This window comes from Kitasatospora sp. NPDC057692, from assembly GCF_042799475.1.
Taxonomy (GTDB): Bacteria; Actinomycetota; Actinomycetes; order Streptomycetales; family Streptomycetaceae; genus Kitasatospora.
This window is the reverse complement of the sequence record NZ_JBHVIV010000019.1, coordinates 13,433-29,746: the sequence shown is the minus strand read 5'-3', so window position 1 is coordinate 29,746 and position 16,314 is coordinate 13,433. Positions and strand designations below refer to the sequence as shown.

Annotated in this window: 11 protein-coding genes; 4 read left to right on the top strand and 7 right to left on the bottom strand. The window is 76.5% G+C overall.

What is annotated here, in order from left to right; all coding sequences use genetic code 11:
- Position 1: 1 nt before the first annotated feature.
- The 3 genes from ACFVFS_RS13635 to ACFVFS_RS13625 form a co-directional block, all read right to left on the bottom strand.
- Entirely contained in the window at positions 2-1,684 is a 1,683-nt protein-coding gene (locus ACFVFS_RS13635; RefSeq protein WP_380623521.1) for an ATP-binding cassette domain-containing protein, read from the bottom strand.
- 205 nt (positions 1,685-1,889) lie between these two features.
- On the bottom strand, positions 1,890-2,648 hold the full coding sequence (locus ACFVFS_RS13630) for an NUDIX domain-containing protein (protein WP_380623519.1): 759 nt from the start codon (positions 2,646-2,648) through the stop codon (positions 1,890-1,892).
- A 144-nt stretch (positions 2,649-2,792) separates the two neighbouring features.
- Positions 2,793-4,913 (bottom strand): glycogen debranching N-terminal domain-containing protein, encoded by a 2,121-nt coding sequence (locus ACFVFS_RS13625; protein ID WP_380623662.1) that lies wholly within the window; start codon positions 4,911-4,913, stop codon positions 2,793-2,795.
- Positions 4,914-5,501: 588 nt separating this feature from the next.
- Between ACFVFS_RS13625 and ACFVFS_RS13620 the strand changes: the two genes are divergently transcribed.
- Positions 5,502-6,818 carry an alpha/beta fold hydrolase gene (locus ACFVFS_RS13620; protein ID WP_380623517.1) on the top strand — a complete coding sequence of 439 codons (1,317 nt, stop codon included), beginning with the start codon at positions 5,502-5,504 and terminating at the stop codon, positions 6,816-6,818.
- A gap of 82 nt (positions 6,819-6,900) precedes the next feature.
- Here ACFVFS_RS13620 and ACFVFS_RS13615 read toward each other — a convergent pair whose 3' ends face one another.
- A complete protein-coding gene (locus tag ACFVFS_RS13615) occupies positions 6,901-8,544 on the bottom strand; it encodes a DUF4192 domain-containing protein (RefSeq protein ID WP_380623515.1) in 1,644 nt (547 codons plus the stop codon).
- Between the two features lie 203 nt (positions 8,545-8,747).
- Between ACFVFS_RS13615 and ACFVFS_RS13610 the strand changes: the two genes are divergently transcribed.
- Positions 8,748-10,955: a RecQ family ATP-dependent DNA helicase gene (locus tag ACFVFS_RS13610; RefSeq protein ID WP_380623513.1), complete on the top strand. Its 2,208-nt coding sequence runs from the start codon at positions 8,748-8,750 to the stop codon at positions 10,953-10,955.
- Positions 10,956-11,340: 385 nt separating this feature from the next.
- Positions 11,341-12,033 (top strand): hypothetical protein, encoded by a 693-nt coding sequence (locus ACFVFS_RS13605; RefSeq protein ID WP_380623511.1) that lies wholly within the window; start codon positions 11,341-11,343, stop codon positions 12,031-12,033.
- A 251-nt stretch (positions 12,034-12,284) separates the two neighbouring features.
- Here ACFVFS_RS13605 and ACFVFS_RS13600 read toward each other — a convergent pair whose 3' ends face one another.
- The 3 genes from ACFVFS_RS13600 to ACFVFS_RS13590 all read right to left on the bottom strand — a co-directional run bounded on the left by ACFVFS_RS13600 (position 12,285) and on the right by ACFVFS_RS13590 (position 14,409).
- The gene (locus ACFVFS_RS13600; protein WP_380623509.1) at positions 12,285-12,998 is read right to left on the bottom strand and encodes a hypothetical protein; all 714 of its coding nucleotides are present in this window, start codon (positions 12,996-12,998) and stop codon (positions 12,285-12,287) included.
- A 99-nt stretch (positions 12,999-13,097) separates the two neighbouring features.
- Complete coding sequence (locus ACFVFS_RS13595; RefSeq protein WP_380623507.1) at positions 13,098-13,808, bottom strand: ribonuclease HII; 711 nt, start codon at positions 13,806-13,808, stop codon at positions 13,098-13,100.
- A gap of 58 nt (positions 13,809-13,866) precedes the next feature.
- Positions 13,867-14,409 carry a TetR-like C-terminal domain-containing protein gene (locus ACFVFS_RS13590; protein WP_380623505.1) on the bottom strand — a complete coding sequence of 181 codons (543 nt, stop codon included), beginning with the start codon at positions 14,407-14,409 and terminating at the stop codon, positions 13,867-13,869.
- 322 nt (positions 14,410-14,731) lie between these two features.
- On the opposite strand from ACFVFS_RS13590, the gene ACFVFS_RS13585 reads away from it, so the two are divergent.
- A complete protein-coding gene (locus tag ACFVFS_RS13585) occupies positions 14,732-16,279 on the top strand; it encodes an MFS transporter (protein ID WP_380623503.1) in 1,548 nt (515 codons plus the stop codon).
- Positions 16,280-16,314: the final 35 nt, after the last annotated feature.

Sequence of the window (16,314 nt, the reverse complement as noted above, 5' to 3'; positions counted from 1 at the left end):
TTCACTCGCTCCGAAGGTCAGAGGTCACGGGAACGGCGACGCCGCCCCGGTCCGCCCCCGGGTGCTCGGCGGCCTGCCGCTCGACGCCGGCGTGCTCGGGGGCGGGGTGCTCGGGGGCGGGGTGCACGACACGGCCCAGGCGGATGGTGTCGTCGGCCCTCGGCTCCGCTTCCCCGCCGGGGCGGCCGTCCACCGGGCGGGAGAGGCCGCTCAGCCCGTCCCGGAAGAGCCGGTCCACGGCGACGGTCGGCGAGGGCTCCTCGTCCTCCTGCTGTTTCCCGACTCCGACACCGCCGACTCCGGCTCCGACTCCGACTCCGGCCCCGTTCTCGGCGCTCCCGTGCCTCCCCCCGGCCGGTGGCCGGGTCCGCCCGCCTCCGGTGGCCGGGCGCCGGGGGACCGCCCGGATCCCGCTTCGGGCGGTGAGCGCGGACAGCGCGGTCGCGGCCGAGAGACCGGCGACCGCCGCGACCGGGAGGGCGAGGGTCGGCGCGGGGCCCCGGTCCCGGTCGGCGGCGGGCGCCGTGTCCGGTGCGGCGGCGTCCGGGACGGTCCTCTCCGGTGCCGTCCCGTCCGGGGCCGGCTTCCCCGTCGCCGGCCGGTCGTCCGCCGGCGACCGTTGGGCCACCGCCATCGCCATCGTCTGTTCGGCCGAGGCCGGTGCGGTCGCCCGCTCCGGCGGCCGCTCCTTCGCGGCGGCCCCCGCCGCCCGGCTCCCCGAGGGGCGGGCCGAGCCGGGGCCGGCCTGCACCCGGAGGTGGCCGGACCGCCCGGAGCCGGCCGGCAGGGCGGCCCGCGGGGCGGGCTGCTCGACCGCCCGGTCGGCGAGTTCGTGCAGCAGGATGCCGTGCCGGTAGGCGAGTTCGCCGATCTCGGTCCGCCCGATCCCGGCCACCGCGAGCCCGGCCCCGCCGTCCCGGCGGACCTGTGCGCCGTGGCCCGTCAGCAGGTCCGCGAGCCGGGCCATCTGCGGGCCCCGGACGGCGACCTCGGGGCTGATCCGGGTGCGCCGGAACTCCGCCACCGGTTGGTCGGCCGCCATCCGGCCCTCGTCCAGGGTGATCACCCGGTCGGCGAACCGCGCGGCCTCCTGCGGGGAGCGGGTGGTGGCCAGCACCGTGCCGCCGGCGGCGCCGAAGGAGCGCAGGAAGGAGTGGAACCACTCCACGTTGCGCGGGGAGAGCCCCTCGGTGGGCGCGTCCAGCAGCAGGGTGCCGGGCTCGCCGAGCAGTGCGGCGGCGAGGGCGAGCCGCCGGTGCATCCCGGGCGAGAAGGTGCGCAGGCGCTGGTCGGCGACGGCCGCCAGCCGGATCTGTTCGAGGAGTTCGTCGGCCCGCCGGACCGGCACCCCGACGGCCGCGGCCAGCATCCGGAGGTGGCCCCGGGCCTTCCGGTCGGGGTGGCCGGCGTGGTCCGCGGCGCCGCTCGTGCCGCCCGGTCCGGCCAGGACCACGCCGACCTCGTGCTCGGGCCGCCGCAGCCGGCGGTAGGTGCGGCCGGCGAACAGGGTGACGCCCCGGCCCCGTTCGAGTTCCACCATCAGCCGCAGCGCGGTCGACTTGCCCGCCCCCTCGGGGCCGAGCAGCGCCGTCACCGTGCCCGGGCGGGCCTCGAAGGTCAGATCCAGCACCGCCGGTGGGGCTCCCCGGCGGTAGACCTTGGTCAGTCCGGTGATCTGGATCATCGCTGGCTGCTCCCATGCCCTCGGCCGACCTGGTCCGCACGGCGCAGGGTCGCCTCCGCACGGTTCCGCGCCAGCACATTAGGGGTCCGCACCGGCGATTCCGGGCATTGCGGGAGCGGCACGGGCGCACCGCCCGCACACCTCACCCGATCAGGGGACAATCCGATCCTGCGACCGAGACGTCAGGACCACCCGCCGCGGCGGCTCAGGACTCCGGGCGCAGCATCGGCGGGTTGAGCACATTGGCGCCGCCGGAGGTGAACAGCTGCGCCGGGCGCCCGCCCTGACGGGTCGTCGTTCCGCCCGAGGGCAGCAGGAAGCCCGGGGTGCCGGTCACCTTGCGGTGGAAGTTCCGCGGGTCGAGGACCACGCCCCAGACCGCCTCGTAGACCCGGCGCAGCTCGCCGACGGTGAACTCGGGCGAGCAGAAGGCCGTCGCGAGGGAGGAGTACTCGATCTTGGAGCGGGCCCGCTCCACCCCGTCCGCCAGGATCAGCCCGTGGTCGAAGGCGAGCGGGACGCCGTCGACCTGGTCGGGGCCGAGGAGTTCGGTGACCGGGGCCCAGCGGGCGCTGCTGGCGTCGCCGCCGGCGCGCGGGGTCGGCAGATCGGGCGCGAGGACCAGGTAGGCCACGCTGACCACCCGCATCCGGGGGTCGCGCTGGGGGTGGCCGTAGGTGGCGAGCTGTTCCAGGTGGGCACCGGCGGTGCCGGGCGCGGCCGCGTCGTGGCCGGGGGCGGAGTAGGCGCGCAGGCCGGTCTCCTCGGCGAGCTCCCGCGAGGCGGCCTCGGCCAGTCCCTCGTCGGGGCGCACGAATCCCCCGGGGAGCGCCCAGTAGCCCTGGTAGGGCGGCTCGCCACGGCGGACCAGCAGGGCGCAGAGCGCGTGCTCGCGCACCGTCAGCACGACCAGGTCGACCGTGACTGCGAACGGGGGGAAGGCCGACGGGTCATAACGCGACATGGCGACGATCATAGTCGTCTCTCTGACGATAAGCACAGGCCCGCGTACGGGCCGTGCTGCGGCGGCCCCTGCCGCCGTCCGCCCCGCGCGCGGGCGCCGCGGGCGGAGACGGCAGCGGGGGCGGCGGCGGAGGCGGAGGCGGCGTCAGCGGGCCACCAACTGGAGTTCGGCGGACGCCTCCTCGACCATCGCCACGCCGATCCGGCTGACCCGCACCGAGAACGGCTCACCGGCCACCCGCAGCCCCGTCAGTTCCAGTTCCCCGAGCGGCGCCGTGCTGGCCGGGCGGACCAGCACCCGCCCGCCGGGGACGTCCGGCCGGACCCCGGCGAGCGCGAACACCGCGTGCGCGGCCCCGGCGGCCGAGACCGCCGCCGGCCGGCAGGCCCCCGGATGCGGCACCGGCGGACTGCCGGGCGTCCACTGCTCCCCCGCGTACATCTCGGGCAGCCGGCCCTCGAAGTGGGCGGCGGCGCCGAGCAGGCCCTCCAGCAGGGCCCCGGCCTCGTTCTCGTAGCCGGCCTCCGCGAGCCCGGCGACGGCGAGGGCGGTCTCGTGCACCCGCACCGCCCCGCTGCGGTGGCCCAGCGGGTTGAACCGGGGCGACTTGGCGCTGAGGGTGCGCAGCCCCCAGCCGCTGTCGAGTTCGGGCGCGGCCAGCCGCTGGGCGAGCAGCCTGGTCTGCTCGCGCTCCAGCAGGCTCTCGTGCCGGCCGCCGTCGGCGGCGAGGCCGGGGTCGAGGAGGTGGACCAGCGAGGCGGCGACGGCGGGCAGCGGCCGCCCTCCCGGGGCGAGCCCGGCCGCGGGACGGCCGCCGGAGAGGTCGTCCACCCAGAACCGTTCGCGGAACCGGCCGCGCAGGGCGGCCGCCCAGTCGCGCCACTCCTCCGCGCCGGGCCGGCCGAAGGCGTCCAGGAGGTCGGCGCCGTGCAGGGCGGCCCGGTGCGCCTGGGCCTGCACCTCGGCGCGGGCCGGCACCGGCTGGGCCGACCGCTCCTCGACCGGACGGCTCAGGTCGGTCACGAAGCCGTCCACCAGGCCGTCGCGCAGCGCTCCGAGCGCCCGCTCGGCGGCCGGGAGGAGTTCGGCGGCCTCCGCCCGGGGCAGGCCCCAGCGCCAGGCCTCGGCCAGCACGGTGACGAACAGCAGGGTCGCCTCGGTGGCGGTGCAGGTCGGCGGAAGCTCGGGACCGCCGTGCCGCAGCGCGCCGGGGAGCAGCCCCTCGGTGCGGTGGGGCCCCTGGCCGGGGGCGCCGGCCGGCTGCTGACGGCGGGCCAGGGCGCGCAGGGTGCCGGCGGCGAGCCGGGTGCCGAGCGGCAGGGTCAGCCGGGCCGCCCAGAGCGCGTCGGCCGGGGCGAGGCCGAACCGCCAGGGCGCACCGGAGGCCAGGTAGAGGTCGGTGGGCCGGTCGGGGTCCGCGAACAGCAGTCCGCCGAGGGCGTCGAGGGAGCGCGACACCACCAGACCCGCGCGCGTGTCGTCGCAGCGCACCTCGGGTTCGGCCCACGGGAGCGGGACCCCGGTGCCGCGGCCGCCCGGCGGACGCGGGGCGGGCACGGTGCTCTCCAGCACGGCCCGCAGCTCGACCGACCAGCGCGCGCCCGGCTGGACCTCCAGGTCCCAGCGCAGCACACCGGCTCCGGCCAGCACGGCGTGCGGCGAGGGCTGGGCGCTGACCGCGGCGCTGTGGGTCGGCCCCGCCCAGCGCAGCCCGGCGGACTGCACCTGGCCGGGCAGGTCCGGTGGCCGGTGGCCGGTGGCGATCTCGCCGACCGGGCCGAGGTCGGTGCCGAGCGCGATCTCCAGCGGCAGCCGGACCGGACGGCTGCCGGCGTTGCGCACCGTGACGGTCTCGACGCCGTCGGCGTGGCGCAGCCGCTCGACGGTGAGCGCCGGGTCCGGGTCGAGGTCGCCGGGGACGCGGACGGCGCCCAGGAAGCGGGCCTGCGCCGCCGAGGTCAGGGTGCCCTGGAGCGGAAGCGGCTCGACGCCACCGAGGCGCAGCTCCATCCGGGCCACCACCCGGACGCCGGAGCGGTAGAAGCCGTGCAGACCGTGCCCGCGCAGCTGGCCGTCGGGGCCCGAGGCGGCCATCGCGGGCGCGTTCACGCAGAGCACCGCGTGGTGGGTGGCGGCCGGCTGCGGGCGCGGCGGCGCGGGCCGGGACGGGCCGCCGGGGCCGGCCGGCTGGGCCTGCTCCGGCCGACCGGCCGGTCTCGGCGCGCCGACCACGCTCTCGGCGGGCGTGGCCTGTGGCGGCCTCATCGCGGTCACCGGACTCTCCTCCCCTCGGCGGTCCGGTGGCCGGTCAGGGCCGTGGGCCGCGAGCATGTTCGATCGCGTGCGTGCTGGTACCGGTCCGGCGGACGCCCCGCCGACCGCTGTGCCGTGTCTGGCCGTACCCGGTGCCGGGCCGTGCCAAGCGGTGCCGGGTACCGAACCGGTACCGGCCCCGCGCCGTGCGTTCCCGGGCGTGGTCGCGCCCGGCCGTCCGCGTGCCGTCCGCGCCGTACCGTCCGGCGCGCCTCCCGGGCCCCGCGGCCCGCCCGCACCGGGGCCCCGTCCCCCGCGGCGCGGCCGGCGCCCGGGCACAAGCCCCCGGGGGTGAACGCCGCAGACCGGTGGCAGGTCACGCCCACCGGGCGGCCGTGGTCCGGTTCCCGCCCGAACCGCTGCCGCCGCCGGGCCACCGTGCCCGGAGGCACGGGCCGCCGGGTGGGCGGTCGCGGGCGGTGGCCGCCGGGGCGGCCCCGGGCCGCGGCCAGGATACGGTGCGGGGGTCGCGGCCCCGCCACCGGCAACCCCGTCCGGGGCCGATGCGACGGCTGTGACCAGCAGAGACCGAGGAGTTGTATGTCCACCGCCAGCCGGCTGCCCGGGATTGCCTTCACCGACCACGTCTTCCAGGTACCGCTCGACCACGCCGCCCCGCAGGGCGAGCAGATCGAGGTGTACGCCCGCGAGGTGGTCGCCTCGGGCCGCCGCGAGGACACCGGCCTGCCCTGGCTGCTGTTCCTCCAGGGCGGCCCGGGCGGCAAGGCCGGCCGTCCGCTGGGCCGGGACGGCTGGCTGGAGCGCGCGCTCGACGACTACCGGGTGCTCCTGCTCGACCAGCGCGGCACCGGGCGGTCCACGCCCGCCACCCGGCAGACGCTGGCGCGGCGGGGCGGCGCCAAGGAGCAGGCCGACTACCTGGCGCACTTCCGGGCCGATGCGATCGTGCGGGACGCCGAGCTGATCCGCCGCCGGCTGCTCGGCGACGACCGCCGGTGGAGCGTGCTCGGTCAGAGCTTCGGCGGCTTCTGCACCCTCACATACCTCTCCGTCGCTCCCGAGGGACTGGACCAGGCCTTCATCACCGGCGGCCTGGCCGGGCTGCGCAGCTCCGCCGACGACGTCTACCGCGCCGCCTACCCGCGCGTCGTCCGCAAGAACGAGGACCACTACGCGCGCTTCCCGCAGGACGTCGAGGCGGTGCGGCGGATCGCCGCGCACCTGGCCGACGCCCCCGCCGTCCTGCCCGACGGCGGGCGGCTCACCGTCGAGGCGTTCCAGGCGCTCGGGCTGCTGCTCGGCGGCGGCAGCGGCTCCGGGACCCTCCACTACCTGCTGGAGGAGGCCTGGGTGGAGGGTGCGGTCGGCCCCGAGCTCTCCGACACCTTCCTCGCCGGCGCCCAGGCGCAGCTCTCCTTCGCGCAGGGCCCGCTCTACGCCGTCCTGCACGAGTCGATCTACGGCCAGCGCTCGGTGGACCCGGCCGGCACCGGCTGGTCCGCCGCGCGCGTCCGCGCGGAGTTCCCGGAGTTCGACGCCCGGGCCGCGCTGGAGTCGGACGCGCCGGTGCTGTTCACCGGGGAGATGATCTACCCCTGGATGTTCGACACCGACCCGGCGCTGCGCCCGCTGAAGGGGACGGCGGAGCTGCTCGCCGCCCGCACCGACTGGCCCGACCTCTACGACCCCGCCCGGCTGGCGGCGAACGAGGTGCCGGTCGTGGCAGCGGTCTACCACGACGACATGTACGTCGACACCGCCCACTCGCTGGAGACCGCGCGGTCCGTGCGGGGGCTGCGGACCTGGATCACCAACGAGTGGGAGCACGACGGCCTGCGGGTCAGCGGGGGCAAGGTGCTCGACCGCCTGATCGCGATGGCGCGCGGCGAGGCGTAGCGCGCCGCCGAGGCCGGCACCGCCACCGGCCGCGGCGGGCGGGCGGGGCGGACCCGTCCCGCCCACCGCGACCGCCGGGACGTCAGCGGCCATGGCGTTCCGCCCCCGCGCCGCGCGCGCCCCGGAACCGGCCCCACCGGCAGCCGCCCGCCGGGGAGGGCGACGGCCGGGGGACCGGGCGGGCGATCCGTGTCGCGCGCGGGCCGCGCGGCCGCTCCGGCGGCCGGCACCCCGCCGTCGGCCCGGTGACCGCGCGGGTACCGGCCGCCCTGCACCGCACCCGCGCGGTGCGGGCCCCGGTGCTCCCACCGCCGCCGGCGGCACCCGTACCGCTCCGCCCGGGCGGCGCCCCGGACGGGCGGTCGGGGCCCGCCTCCTCCTCGGAGGCCCGCCCCGCCCCGGCCCCGCCGGTCGCCGCGCCCTCCGCCTCCGCCGCCCCCGTGACCGGACGGCCGCGCCGCCGACGGCCCCGACGACGAGCCGTCCCGGGAACGCCCCCACCGGCGGCGGGGACCGGCGGGGGCGGCGCCGACGGCGGCCCGGCCTCCGCCGACTCGCCTTCGGCCGACGCCTCGGCCGACGCCCGCTCCCGCTCCTCCCGCCCGGTCCGGCGGCGGCGCTCCTCCTCCACGCTCGCCAGCAGCGTGTCCGGCGCGAAGCCGCCGTTCAGGGACTCGTACAGCAGCTGCGCCAGCAGGTAGGAGGGGTGGTGGCGGAGCGTGTGGCCGAGCACCACCCGCGCGGTGGCGTCGTCCCCCGCGACCCACGAGGCCCAGGCCAGCAGGGTGAGCGGCGGCGCGGCGCAGCTCTCGTAGGGCGCCACGCAGCGGGTGGCCAGGAACCGCCAGAGCCGTTGGACGGACGCGAGCTCGTCCGGTCTGGCGTACTCGGCCGCGCGGTCCCGGATGATCCGGTCCTGGAGCGCCAGCAGTAGCCGCGCCGCCCGGTCGTCGTCGAGCGCCGTGGCCCCGGCCATGAACTCGGCGACCGCCGCGTCGAGCAGTTCCTCGTGCCCCCGCCGGTCGATCGACGGCCGCCGCCCCGGCGCGGGCCGGGCCCCGGCCCGGGCCAGCGCGCTCCGCACGGCCTCCGCCGCCGGCGGGCCGACCGGGGCCAGCCCGGCCAGGATCTCCCGGCGGCTGCCGCGCGGCGCCAGGCCGGCCACGGTCGCCGCCACCGCGACCGGACCGGGACCGGGCGTCCGCCGGATCGGGTGCCCCGCCGGATCGCAGCACCCCTGCCGCGTGCAGAGGAAGGACGACCAGCGGCCCGCCGAGACGCACAGCGACTCCTTGACCCGCACCCCGCGGCCCTCGAAGGCCTGCTGCAACCGCTCCGCGAGCGGGCGCAGCCGCTCCGCCACCGGCGGGCCGTGCCGCCCGCCGGCCCCGGCCCGGCGGGATCCTGGCAGAGGTAGAGGAGGACCTGGACCGGTCTGCGGGCCTGCCGCTCGGAGAGCCCGACGAGGAGGGCGGCCGTCTCCTCGGCGGCGGCCGGCCACTCCTCGGCCGACTCGGGGATGTCCAGCCGGATCACCCCGCCCTGGTGCAGGCCGGGCGGCTGGAGGCCGACCGCGACGATGCTGTCGTCGGGGAAGAAGCCGAGCAGGTAGGGCAGCACCTCGGCCATGTCGGCCGGGCCCCGCATGGTGATCGGACGGCCGTCGGGGCCGTCGCCGAAGGGAAGAGCGATGCGCGTGTCGGTCATGGCCCGAAGGCTGCCGCATTTCTCCGGACCCTCCGGAAACCTCCTCCGAACCTGTGGACAAACCCGGCCTGTGAATAACTCCTCCCTCGAACGGCGTATCGCCGAGCCACTCTCCCGGGGGAAAAACGGCTGCCGTTCAGCAGAAGAACGGATGAAACGCCTCCCCGCTCCGCCCGCTCCCCGACCGCCGCCGTTCGCCCCGTGTCGGTTCCTCGGGGTTACATGGGGGCCATGCAGCAGCCGAAGACCCACACCACCGCCACCGCCGCCGACCGCGCCGAGGTCCGGGCGCGGGCCGAGGCCGTCCTGCGCGAGCTGGCCGGCCCCGGCGCCACCCTCCGCGAGGACCAGTGGACGGCCATCGAGGCCCTGGTCGTCGACCACCGCCGGGCCCTGGTGGTGCAGCGCACCGGCTGGGGCAAGTCCGCCGTCTACTTCATCGCCACCGCGCTGCTGCGGGCACGCGGCGCCGGTCCGACCGTGATCGTCTCCCCGCTGCTCGCCCTGATGCGCAACCAGGTGGACTCGGCGGCCCGGGCCGGCATCCGCGCCCGCACCATCAACTCCGCCAACACCGACGAGTGGGACGCCGTCCAGGCCGAGGTCACCGCCGGGGAGGTGGACGTCCTGCTGGTCAGCCCCGAGCGGCTGAACAACCCGGACTTCCGCGACCACGTGCTCCCCAAGCTCGCCGCCTCCACCGGCCTGCTGGTGGTCGACGAGGCCCACTGCATCTCCGACTGGGGCCACGACTTCCGCCCCGACTACCGCCGGCTGCGCACCATGCTCGCCGAGCTCCAGCCGGGCGTCCCGGTACTGGCCACCACCGCCACGGCCAACTCCCGGGTCACCGCGGACGTCGCCGAGCAGCTGGGCACCGGCGCGGGCGACGAGCACGCGCTCGTGCTGCGCGGCCCGCTCGACCGCGAGAGCCTCACCCTCGGCGTGCTGACCCTGCCCGACCCGGCGCACCGGCTGGCCTGGCTCGCCGACCACCTCGACCGGCTGCCCGGCTCCGGCATCGTGTACACCCTCACGGTCGCCGCCGCCGACGAGGTGACGGCCTTCCTGCGCGAACGCGGCTTCACGGTGGCCTCCTACTCGGGCCGCACCGAGGACGCCGAGCGCCGCACCGCCGAGGCCGACCTGCTGGCCAACCGGGTCAAGGCGCTGGTCGCCACCTCCGCGCTCGGCATGGGCTTCGACAAGCCGGACCTCGGCTTCGTCGTCCACCTGGGCTCCCCCAGCTCCCCGATCGCCTACTACCAGCAGGTCGGCCGGGCCGGGCGCGGGGTCGACCGGGCCGAGGTGCTGCTGCTGCCCGGCCGCGAGGACGAGGCGATCTGGCGCTACTTCGCCTCGCTCGCCTTCCCGCCCGAGGAGCAGGTCCGGCGGACCATCGACGCGCTCGCCGAGGCCGGCCGGCCGCTCTCCACCGCCGCGCTGGAGCCGCGGGTGGACCTGCGCCGCACCCGGCTGGAGACCATGCTCAAGGTCCTCGACGTGGACGGCGCCGTGCGGCGGGTCAAGGGCGGCTGGACGGCCACCGGCCGGAGCTGGGAGTACGACGGCGCCCGCTACGCCAAGGTGGCCGCCTCCCGGGAGGCCGAGCAGCGGGCGATGCGCGAGTACGCGGCGGCCACCGGCTGCCGGATGGAGTTCCTGCGCCGCCAGCTGGACGACGAGCAGGCGGCGCCATGCGGCCGGTGCGACAACTGCGCCGGGCCGCTGCACGGGCCGGAGGTCTCGCCGGAGGCCCTGGAGGCCGCCCGGGCCGCGCTCGGCCGCCCGGGCGTCGGCTTCGAGCCGCGCCGGCTCTGGCCCACCGGCATGGACGCGCTGGGCGTCCCGCTCAAGGGCCGCATCCCGGCCGGCGAGCAGGCCGAGACGGGCCGGGCGCTCGGTCGGCTCTCCGACATCGGCTGGGGCACCCGGCTGCGCGCGCTGCTCAACGACCAGGCCCCGGACGGGCCGGTCCCCGGCGAGGCGGTGGACGCCCTGGTCACCGTGCTGGCCGACTGGGCGCGCGGGCCGGGCGGCTGGGCGGGCCCGGCCGCGGCCGACGGCGCCCGGCTGGAGCGGCCGGTCGGCGTGGTGACGATGGCCTCCGCCAGCCGGCCCCGACTGGTCGGCAGCCTCGGTGCCAGGATCGCCGAGATCGGGCGGCTGCCGCTGCTCGGGCGGATCGAGTACGCGACCGGGCAGCCGCCGCACGGCTCGCGCAGCAACAGCGCCCAGCGGCTGAACTCGGTGGCGGGCGCGCTGGTCCTGCCGCCGGAGACGGCCTCGGCGGTGGCGGCCGCCGGCGGGCCGGTGCTGCTGGTCGACGACCTGGTGGACTCCGGGTGGACGGTCACCGTGGCCGCCCGGCTGCTGCGCCGTGCCGGAGCGGGCGCGGTGCTGCCGCTGGTGCTGGGGGTCCAGGGCTGACCGCCGTCCCGCGTCGACGGGACCGCTTCACCGGAATGGAGCAATTCACGGGCACCGGGCCGTCTCCGCACCGGCCGGAACCGTCGAACGGGCGGGCGGGGAGATCACGGGAGTTCGCCGCGGGAAGGAGGAACAACGGTGTTCGTGAGGCTTCACAGTGCCCTCCGGTCCGGCCGGATCACGGTCCGACGGTGTACGGACCGGTTCCGGGCGACCGTGGAATATATCCGGCAGAACGTTGGCTTTCGGGCGGCGTTCATCATTTCATCGTTGCCGCTCCACCCCATCTGCCCTGAGAATTGGACCGTACCCGGAGCCTGGTCCTTTGGATCGTGCCTCTGGCGTACGCAGGCACCCGCGAGCCCGTGGGTCGGGAAGGAGGGTCGTGATCAGCGGAATCGACCGAGGTCAGTATCCCCTCGCCCGGAGTTCGGCCCCCAGACGGGTGCTCGATCTGGAGGCCTGGACGGCCTCCGGGATCCCGCTGCTCCGCGATCCGCGCGAATTCGTCCTGGAGCTGCACCAGCGCCATCTGCCCCAGCCCGGCACGGTGGTGGTCGCCGTCCTGGACCCGCTGCACCGGGTGACCGCCTCGGCCTCGTTCACCCCCTGGCCGCACGACACGGACGGCTGGCAGCACCGCAACGCGGTCCTCACCCACCTGCGCCAGGTCACCCCGCACGACCTGCGGCTGCCCACCGCGAAGCGGACCGCCGTCCTGCTGCGCTGCCGCGAGGGCGCGACCGGCTGGACGGAGCAGGACGGCGCCTGGATGTGGGCCCTGCGGGACGCGGCCGGCCTGCACGGGCTGCGCTGCGGGGCGTACGTCGCGCTGACCCCGGCCGGCTGGCAGATCCTCGGCGACGGGCGGAGCGGACGGAATCCGCACGCGGGGTCGTGGTCGGAGGGGCCGCTCCACACCGTGACGGAGCTGCCGCCGCGGACGACGCAGCCCGCCCCGCGCGGCCAGCGGCCGCAGCGCGCCGAGCGGTCGCCGCGGTCCCGCCAGTCCGAGCGCCCGTGGGGACCCGCCCGGGTCACCGCGATCGAACCGGCCCGGCGCACCGGCACCCGCTGACCGTCCGTCCACCCGCTCGCGGTCCGCGGCGGCCCGCGACGGGTACCCGCGCCCCGCCGCGCCCCCGGCCTCCCCGAACACCGGCGCCCCCCCCGGAGACGCCGAGGCCCGGCACCAGGAGAGGCACCGGGCCAGTCGCGCTCGCCGGATCCGGTCAGATCCGGTCAGGTCGGGTCGGTTCGGGTCGGTTCGGGTCGGCTCCGGCCCCTTCAGGTCCGGTGACTCCAGGACTCGCGGGTCCGCCGTGGGTCTCAGGCGGGAAGCCTGCGGGGGGTGCGGGCGCCGGCGGCCGCGCGCGACCCGCCGACGGTGGCCGGGTCGGCTCCGCCGCAGACCACCAGCAGCGCCTCGGCGTGCTGCAGCGCCTTGGCGTACGCCGCGGCGGCGCGGTCGGCCGGGCCGCCGTTGACGGCCAGCACGACCACCGGGCGGCGGACCGGGCGGGTCAGTCCGGCGTCGGCGTAGAACACGTCGCCACCCTCGGCGAGCTGCGCCCAGTAGCGCTCCTCGCCGAAGGAGAGCTCGTGCTGCTGCCAGGGGTGCGCCGAGCCGACCGTCAGCACCAGGATGGCGCCGGGGTCGCGGCCGGCGTCCAGCAGCAGGTCGACGGTCTCGTCCGCGCGGTCCAGCGCCTCCGCCTCGGCGGCGGGGACGTGCCGGACCTCGACCGGCGCCGGGCGGGGCGCGGGTCGCGGAGGGCTGGGCTTGGGGGTCGGGTTCGGGCGCGGCGAAGGCCCCGGACGGTCCGCCCGCGCGGCCGCCGCACGCGGTGCCGCCGGCCGCGGCGGTGCGGGGCGGGGGCCCGGCACCGGGGCCGGCGCGGCACCGGCGGACGGCGGTACGGCGGTGGTCGCGCCGCCGGCGGCCGGCGTGCGGAGGGCTTGTGCGTCCGACTCGCGGGGGCTGGGAACGCCGGGGCCCGGGAGGCTCTCGCTGATCTCCGGCTCCTCGGGGAAGACAGGCATACCCGGATATCTATCAAATGCCGGTCGGACGCGCACGGGCGCCCCACCCATTGGGACCGCGAGCCCGGCGGACCACCTCGGGAGTTTCCAGACGTACCGTCAGAAACCGAGTGCGAGCTGTTCGCCGACGGACTCCTCGGAGCCCGGTCCGCCGGGCCCGGAAACCGTCCGGACCCGCTTCAGGTGGCGCCACTCGGGCAGCCCGTCGAGATAGGACCAGGAAAGGCGGTGGTGCTCGGTCGGCCCGAACTCCTCCAGCGCCGCCCGGTGGACCGGGGACGGGTAGCCGGCGTTGTCGGCGAAGCCGAACTCGGGGTGCGCCTCGCCGAGGTCGGCCATGAGGCCGTCGCGGTGGACCTTGGCGAGCACCGAGGCGGCGGACACGCAGATGCACGACTGGTCGCCCTTGATCACCGTCCGCACCCGCCAGGGGCCGCCGAGGTAGTCGTGCTTGCCGTCGAGGATCACGGCGTCCGGCTCCACCGGGAGCGCCTCCAGGGCCCGGACCGCGGCCAGCCGCAGCGCGGCGGTCATCCCGAGCTCGTCGCACTCCTGCGCCGAGGCGTGGCCGAGCGCGTACGCGGTGACCCAGTCGGCGAGCACGGGCGCGAGCGCCCGGCGACGGAGTCCGGTGAGCAGCTTGGAGTCGGTCAGCCCTTCCGGGGCCCGGCGCAGGCCGGTGACGGCCGCCCCCACGGTGACCGGCCCGGCCCAGGCTCCGCGCCCGACCTCGTCGAGGCCGACGACGACCTTGGCGCCGGCGCGGCGCAGCGAGCGCTCGACGGAGTGCGTCGGCGGGACGATGGGCATGGCGGGGTCCGTTCAGCTGGTCGGACTCCAGCCTATGCCACCCGCCCGCGCACCCCGCTCACGGCCGGATCAAGGGCACCAGCACCTCGTCGACCAGCTGGTCGACGAACTCGGGGCCGACCTGGCGGCCGCAGACCTTGATCCGGTACAGCAGCATCGCCGGCGCGACGTCGGCGACCACCGGGCTGGCGGCGTCCGGGCGGACGTCACCGCGCTCGGCGCCCCGGCGCAGGATGTCCAGGATCACGCCCTTGGTCGGCTCCAGCATCCGCTGGGCCAGGAAGTCCTTGAACAGCTCCGCCTGCTCGTGGTCCAGCTCGGCCATCACCGCGCTCATCGCACCGCCCGCCCGGGAGCGCGAGACGGAGACGAAACTCTCGACGAGGTAGTGCAGTTCCGCCCGGGCGGACCCGAGGGCCGGGGTGTCGGTGGGGCGTGGCAGAGTGGCGTCCAGGGCGTCGATGACCAGTTCCACCTTGGACGCCCAGCGCCGGTACAGCGCGGCCTTCCCGGTCCGCGCGGCGGCGGCGACCCCTTCCATCGTCAGCCGCGCGAATCCGCCGGAGGTGAGCTGATCGAGCGTCGCTTCGAAGATCGCCACCTCCAGTTCCTTCCCCCGCCGCCGGGCCGGCCGCCCCAGGGCCGCGGCAACGACCTGCACGGGGCAGGAGGCCCGCGCGGGCTCGGGAGCCGACTGTCCCGTCTGCCCCGCCGGAGGGCGCGCCGAGCGGTCCGCCGCCTGCCGCCGCACCAACTGATCCATCGTCACCAACCCTAAGGAACGCTTGCGTTCATAAACTATTCAGCGCTATTGTCCACACTAGTGAACGATACCGTTCCTTCATAGCCCGCGGGACGCCGCGGGCCGCGCCGGACCTCCGGGTCCGCGACATCAGAAGCAGTAGCCAGCAGGGGGCATCAACTTGGCTATCTCCGACACGCTCAGCAAGAACTCTCCACCGCGAGGGAGAACCAGCGGCCGCAAGGGCATCACCCTGGCCGTCATCGCGGCCTCGCAGTTGATGGTGGTGCTCGACGCCACCATCGTGAACATCGCCCTGCCGCAGATCAGGGACGCGCTCGACTTCTCCACCACCAACCTGTCGTGGGTGATCAACGCCTACACGCTGACCTTCGGCGGCCTGCTGCTGCTCGGCGGGCGCGCGGGCGACATCCTCGGCCGGCGCCGGGTGTTCATCGCCGGCACGCTGCTGTTCGGCCTGGCCTCGCTGCTCGGCGGCTTCGCGCAGGACGGCGGCATGCTGCTGGCCGCCCGCGCGCTCCAGGGCATCGGCGGGGCGATCTGCTCCCCGACGGCCTTCGCCCTGATCGCCACCAACTTCGACGAGGGCCCCGAACGCAACCGGGCCTTCGGCGTGTTCTCCGCGGTGGCCGGTTCGGGCGCCGCGATCGGCCTGCTGGCCGGCGGCGTGCTCACCGAGTACCTCGACTGGCGCTGGGTGTTCTTCGTCAACGTGCCGATCGCCGTGCTGATCGCCGTCGCCGCGCCGCGCTACATCGCCGAGTCGGAGCGCCACCCGGGCCGCTTCGACCTGCCCGGCGCCCTGACCTCGACGCTCGGCCTGGTCGGCCTGGTCTACGGCTTCATCCGCGCCGCCTCGGACGGCTGGTCGGACGGGCTCACGCTCGGCTCCTTCGCCGCCGGTCTGATCCTGCTGGCCGCGTTCGTGGTCATCGAGACCCGGACCGAGCAGCCGATCACCCCGCTGAAGCTGTTCGCCGACCGGAACCGCACCGGCGGACTGGTGATGATGCTCTGCGTGGCCGCCGCCATGTTCGGCATCTTCTTCTACATCACCCTGTTCGTGCAGGGACCGCTCGACTACAGCCCGCTCAAGGCCGGCTTCGCGTTCATGCCGATCAGCGCGGCCATCATCGTGGCCGCCCAGCTGGCCTCCAGCCTGCAGGCCAAGTACGGCCCGAAGCCGTTCATGGCGGGCGGCGCGCTGCTGGTCACCATCGGGCTCTCCTGGCTGACCTTCATGGACGCGGACAGCGGCTACGTGGACGGCATCCTCGGCCCGACGGTGGTCTTCGGCTTCGGCATGGGCCTGATCTTCGTCCCGGTGATGCTGCTCTCCGTCGCCGGCGTCTCCGGCCAGGAGACCGGCGCCGCCTCCGGCCTGCTCAACTCCATGCAGCAGATCGGCGGTTCGCTCGGCCTGTCGATCCTGACCACGGTGTTCGCGCACTACGCGACCAGCGAGGCCAAGGTGCAGCTGCCCGGCTTCATGGCCACGGCCACGCCGGAGCAGAAGGCCTGGCTGATGGAGAAGCAGGAGTTCCCCAAGGGAACCACCGCGGCCAACGAGGTGCTCGCCCAGGGCATTTCGCACGGCTTCATCGTGGGTGCCGTGATGGCGGCCATCGCCTTCGTGGTCGCCGCCGTCGTGGTCAAGGCCAAGGCCGCCGACCTGCCGAAGGACACCGCCGGCGTCGCGATGCACTGACCGGCCGCCCTCCCGGGGGAGACGGACCGGACAGG

What these genes read in the sequence shown, in the direction of transcription:
- ACFVFS_RS13635 (WP_380623521.1), bottom strand. Translation starts at nt 1,684, where the DNA reads ATGATCCAGATCACCGGACTGACCAAGGTCTACCGCCGGGGAGCCCCA.
- ACFVFS_RS13630 (WP_380623519.1), bottom strand. Translation starts at nt 2,648, where the DNA reads ATGTCGCGTTATGACCCGTCGGCCTTCCCCCCGTTCGCAGTCACGGTC.
- ACFVFS_RS13625 (WP_380623662.1), bottom strand. Translation starts at nt 4,913, where the DNA reads ATGAGGCCGCCACAGGCCACGCCCGCCGAGAGCGTGGTCGGCGCGCCG.
- ACFVFS_RS13620 (WP_380623517.1), top strand. Translation starts at nt 5,502, where the DNA reads ATGTCCACCGCCAGCCGGCTGCCCGGGATTGCCTTCACCGACCACGTC.
- ACFVFS_RS13615 (WP_380623515.1), bottom strand. Translation starts at nt 8,544, where the DNA reads ATGCGGCAGCCTTCGGGCCATGACCGACACGCGCATCGCTCTTCCCTT.
- ACFVFS_RS13610 (WP_380623513.1), top strand. Translation starts at nt 8,748, where the DNA reads ATGGGGGCCATGCAGCAGCCGAAGACCCACACCACCGCCACCGCCGCC.
- ACFVFS_RS13600 (WP_380623509.1), bottom strand. Translation starts at nt 12,998, where the DNA reads ATGCCTGTCTTCCCCGAGGAGCCGGAGATCAGCGAGAGCCTCCCGGGC.
- ACFVFS_RS13595 (WP_380623507.1), bottom strand. Translation starts at nt 13,808, where the DNA reads ATGCCCATCGTCCCGCCGACGCACTCCGTCGAGCGCTCGCTGCGCCGC.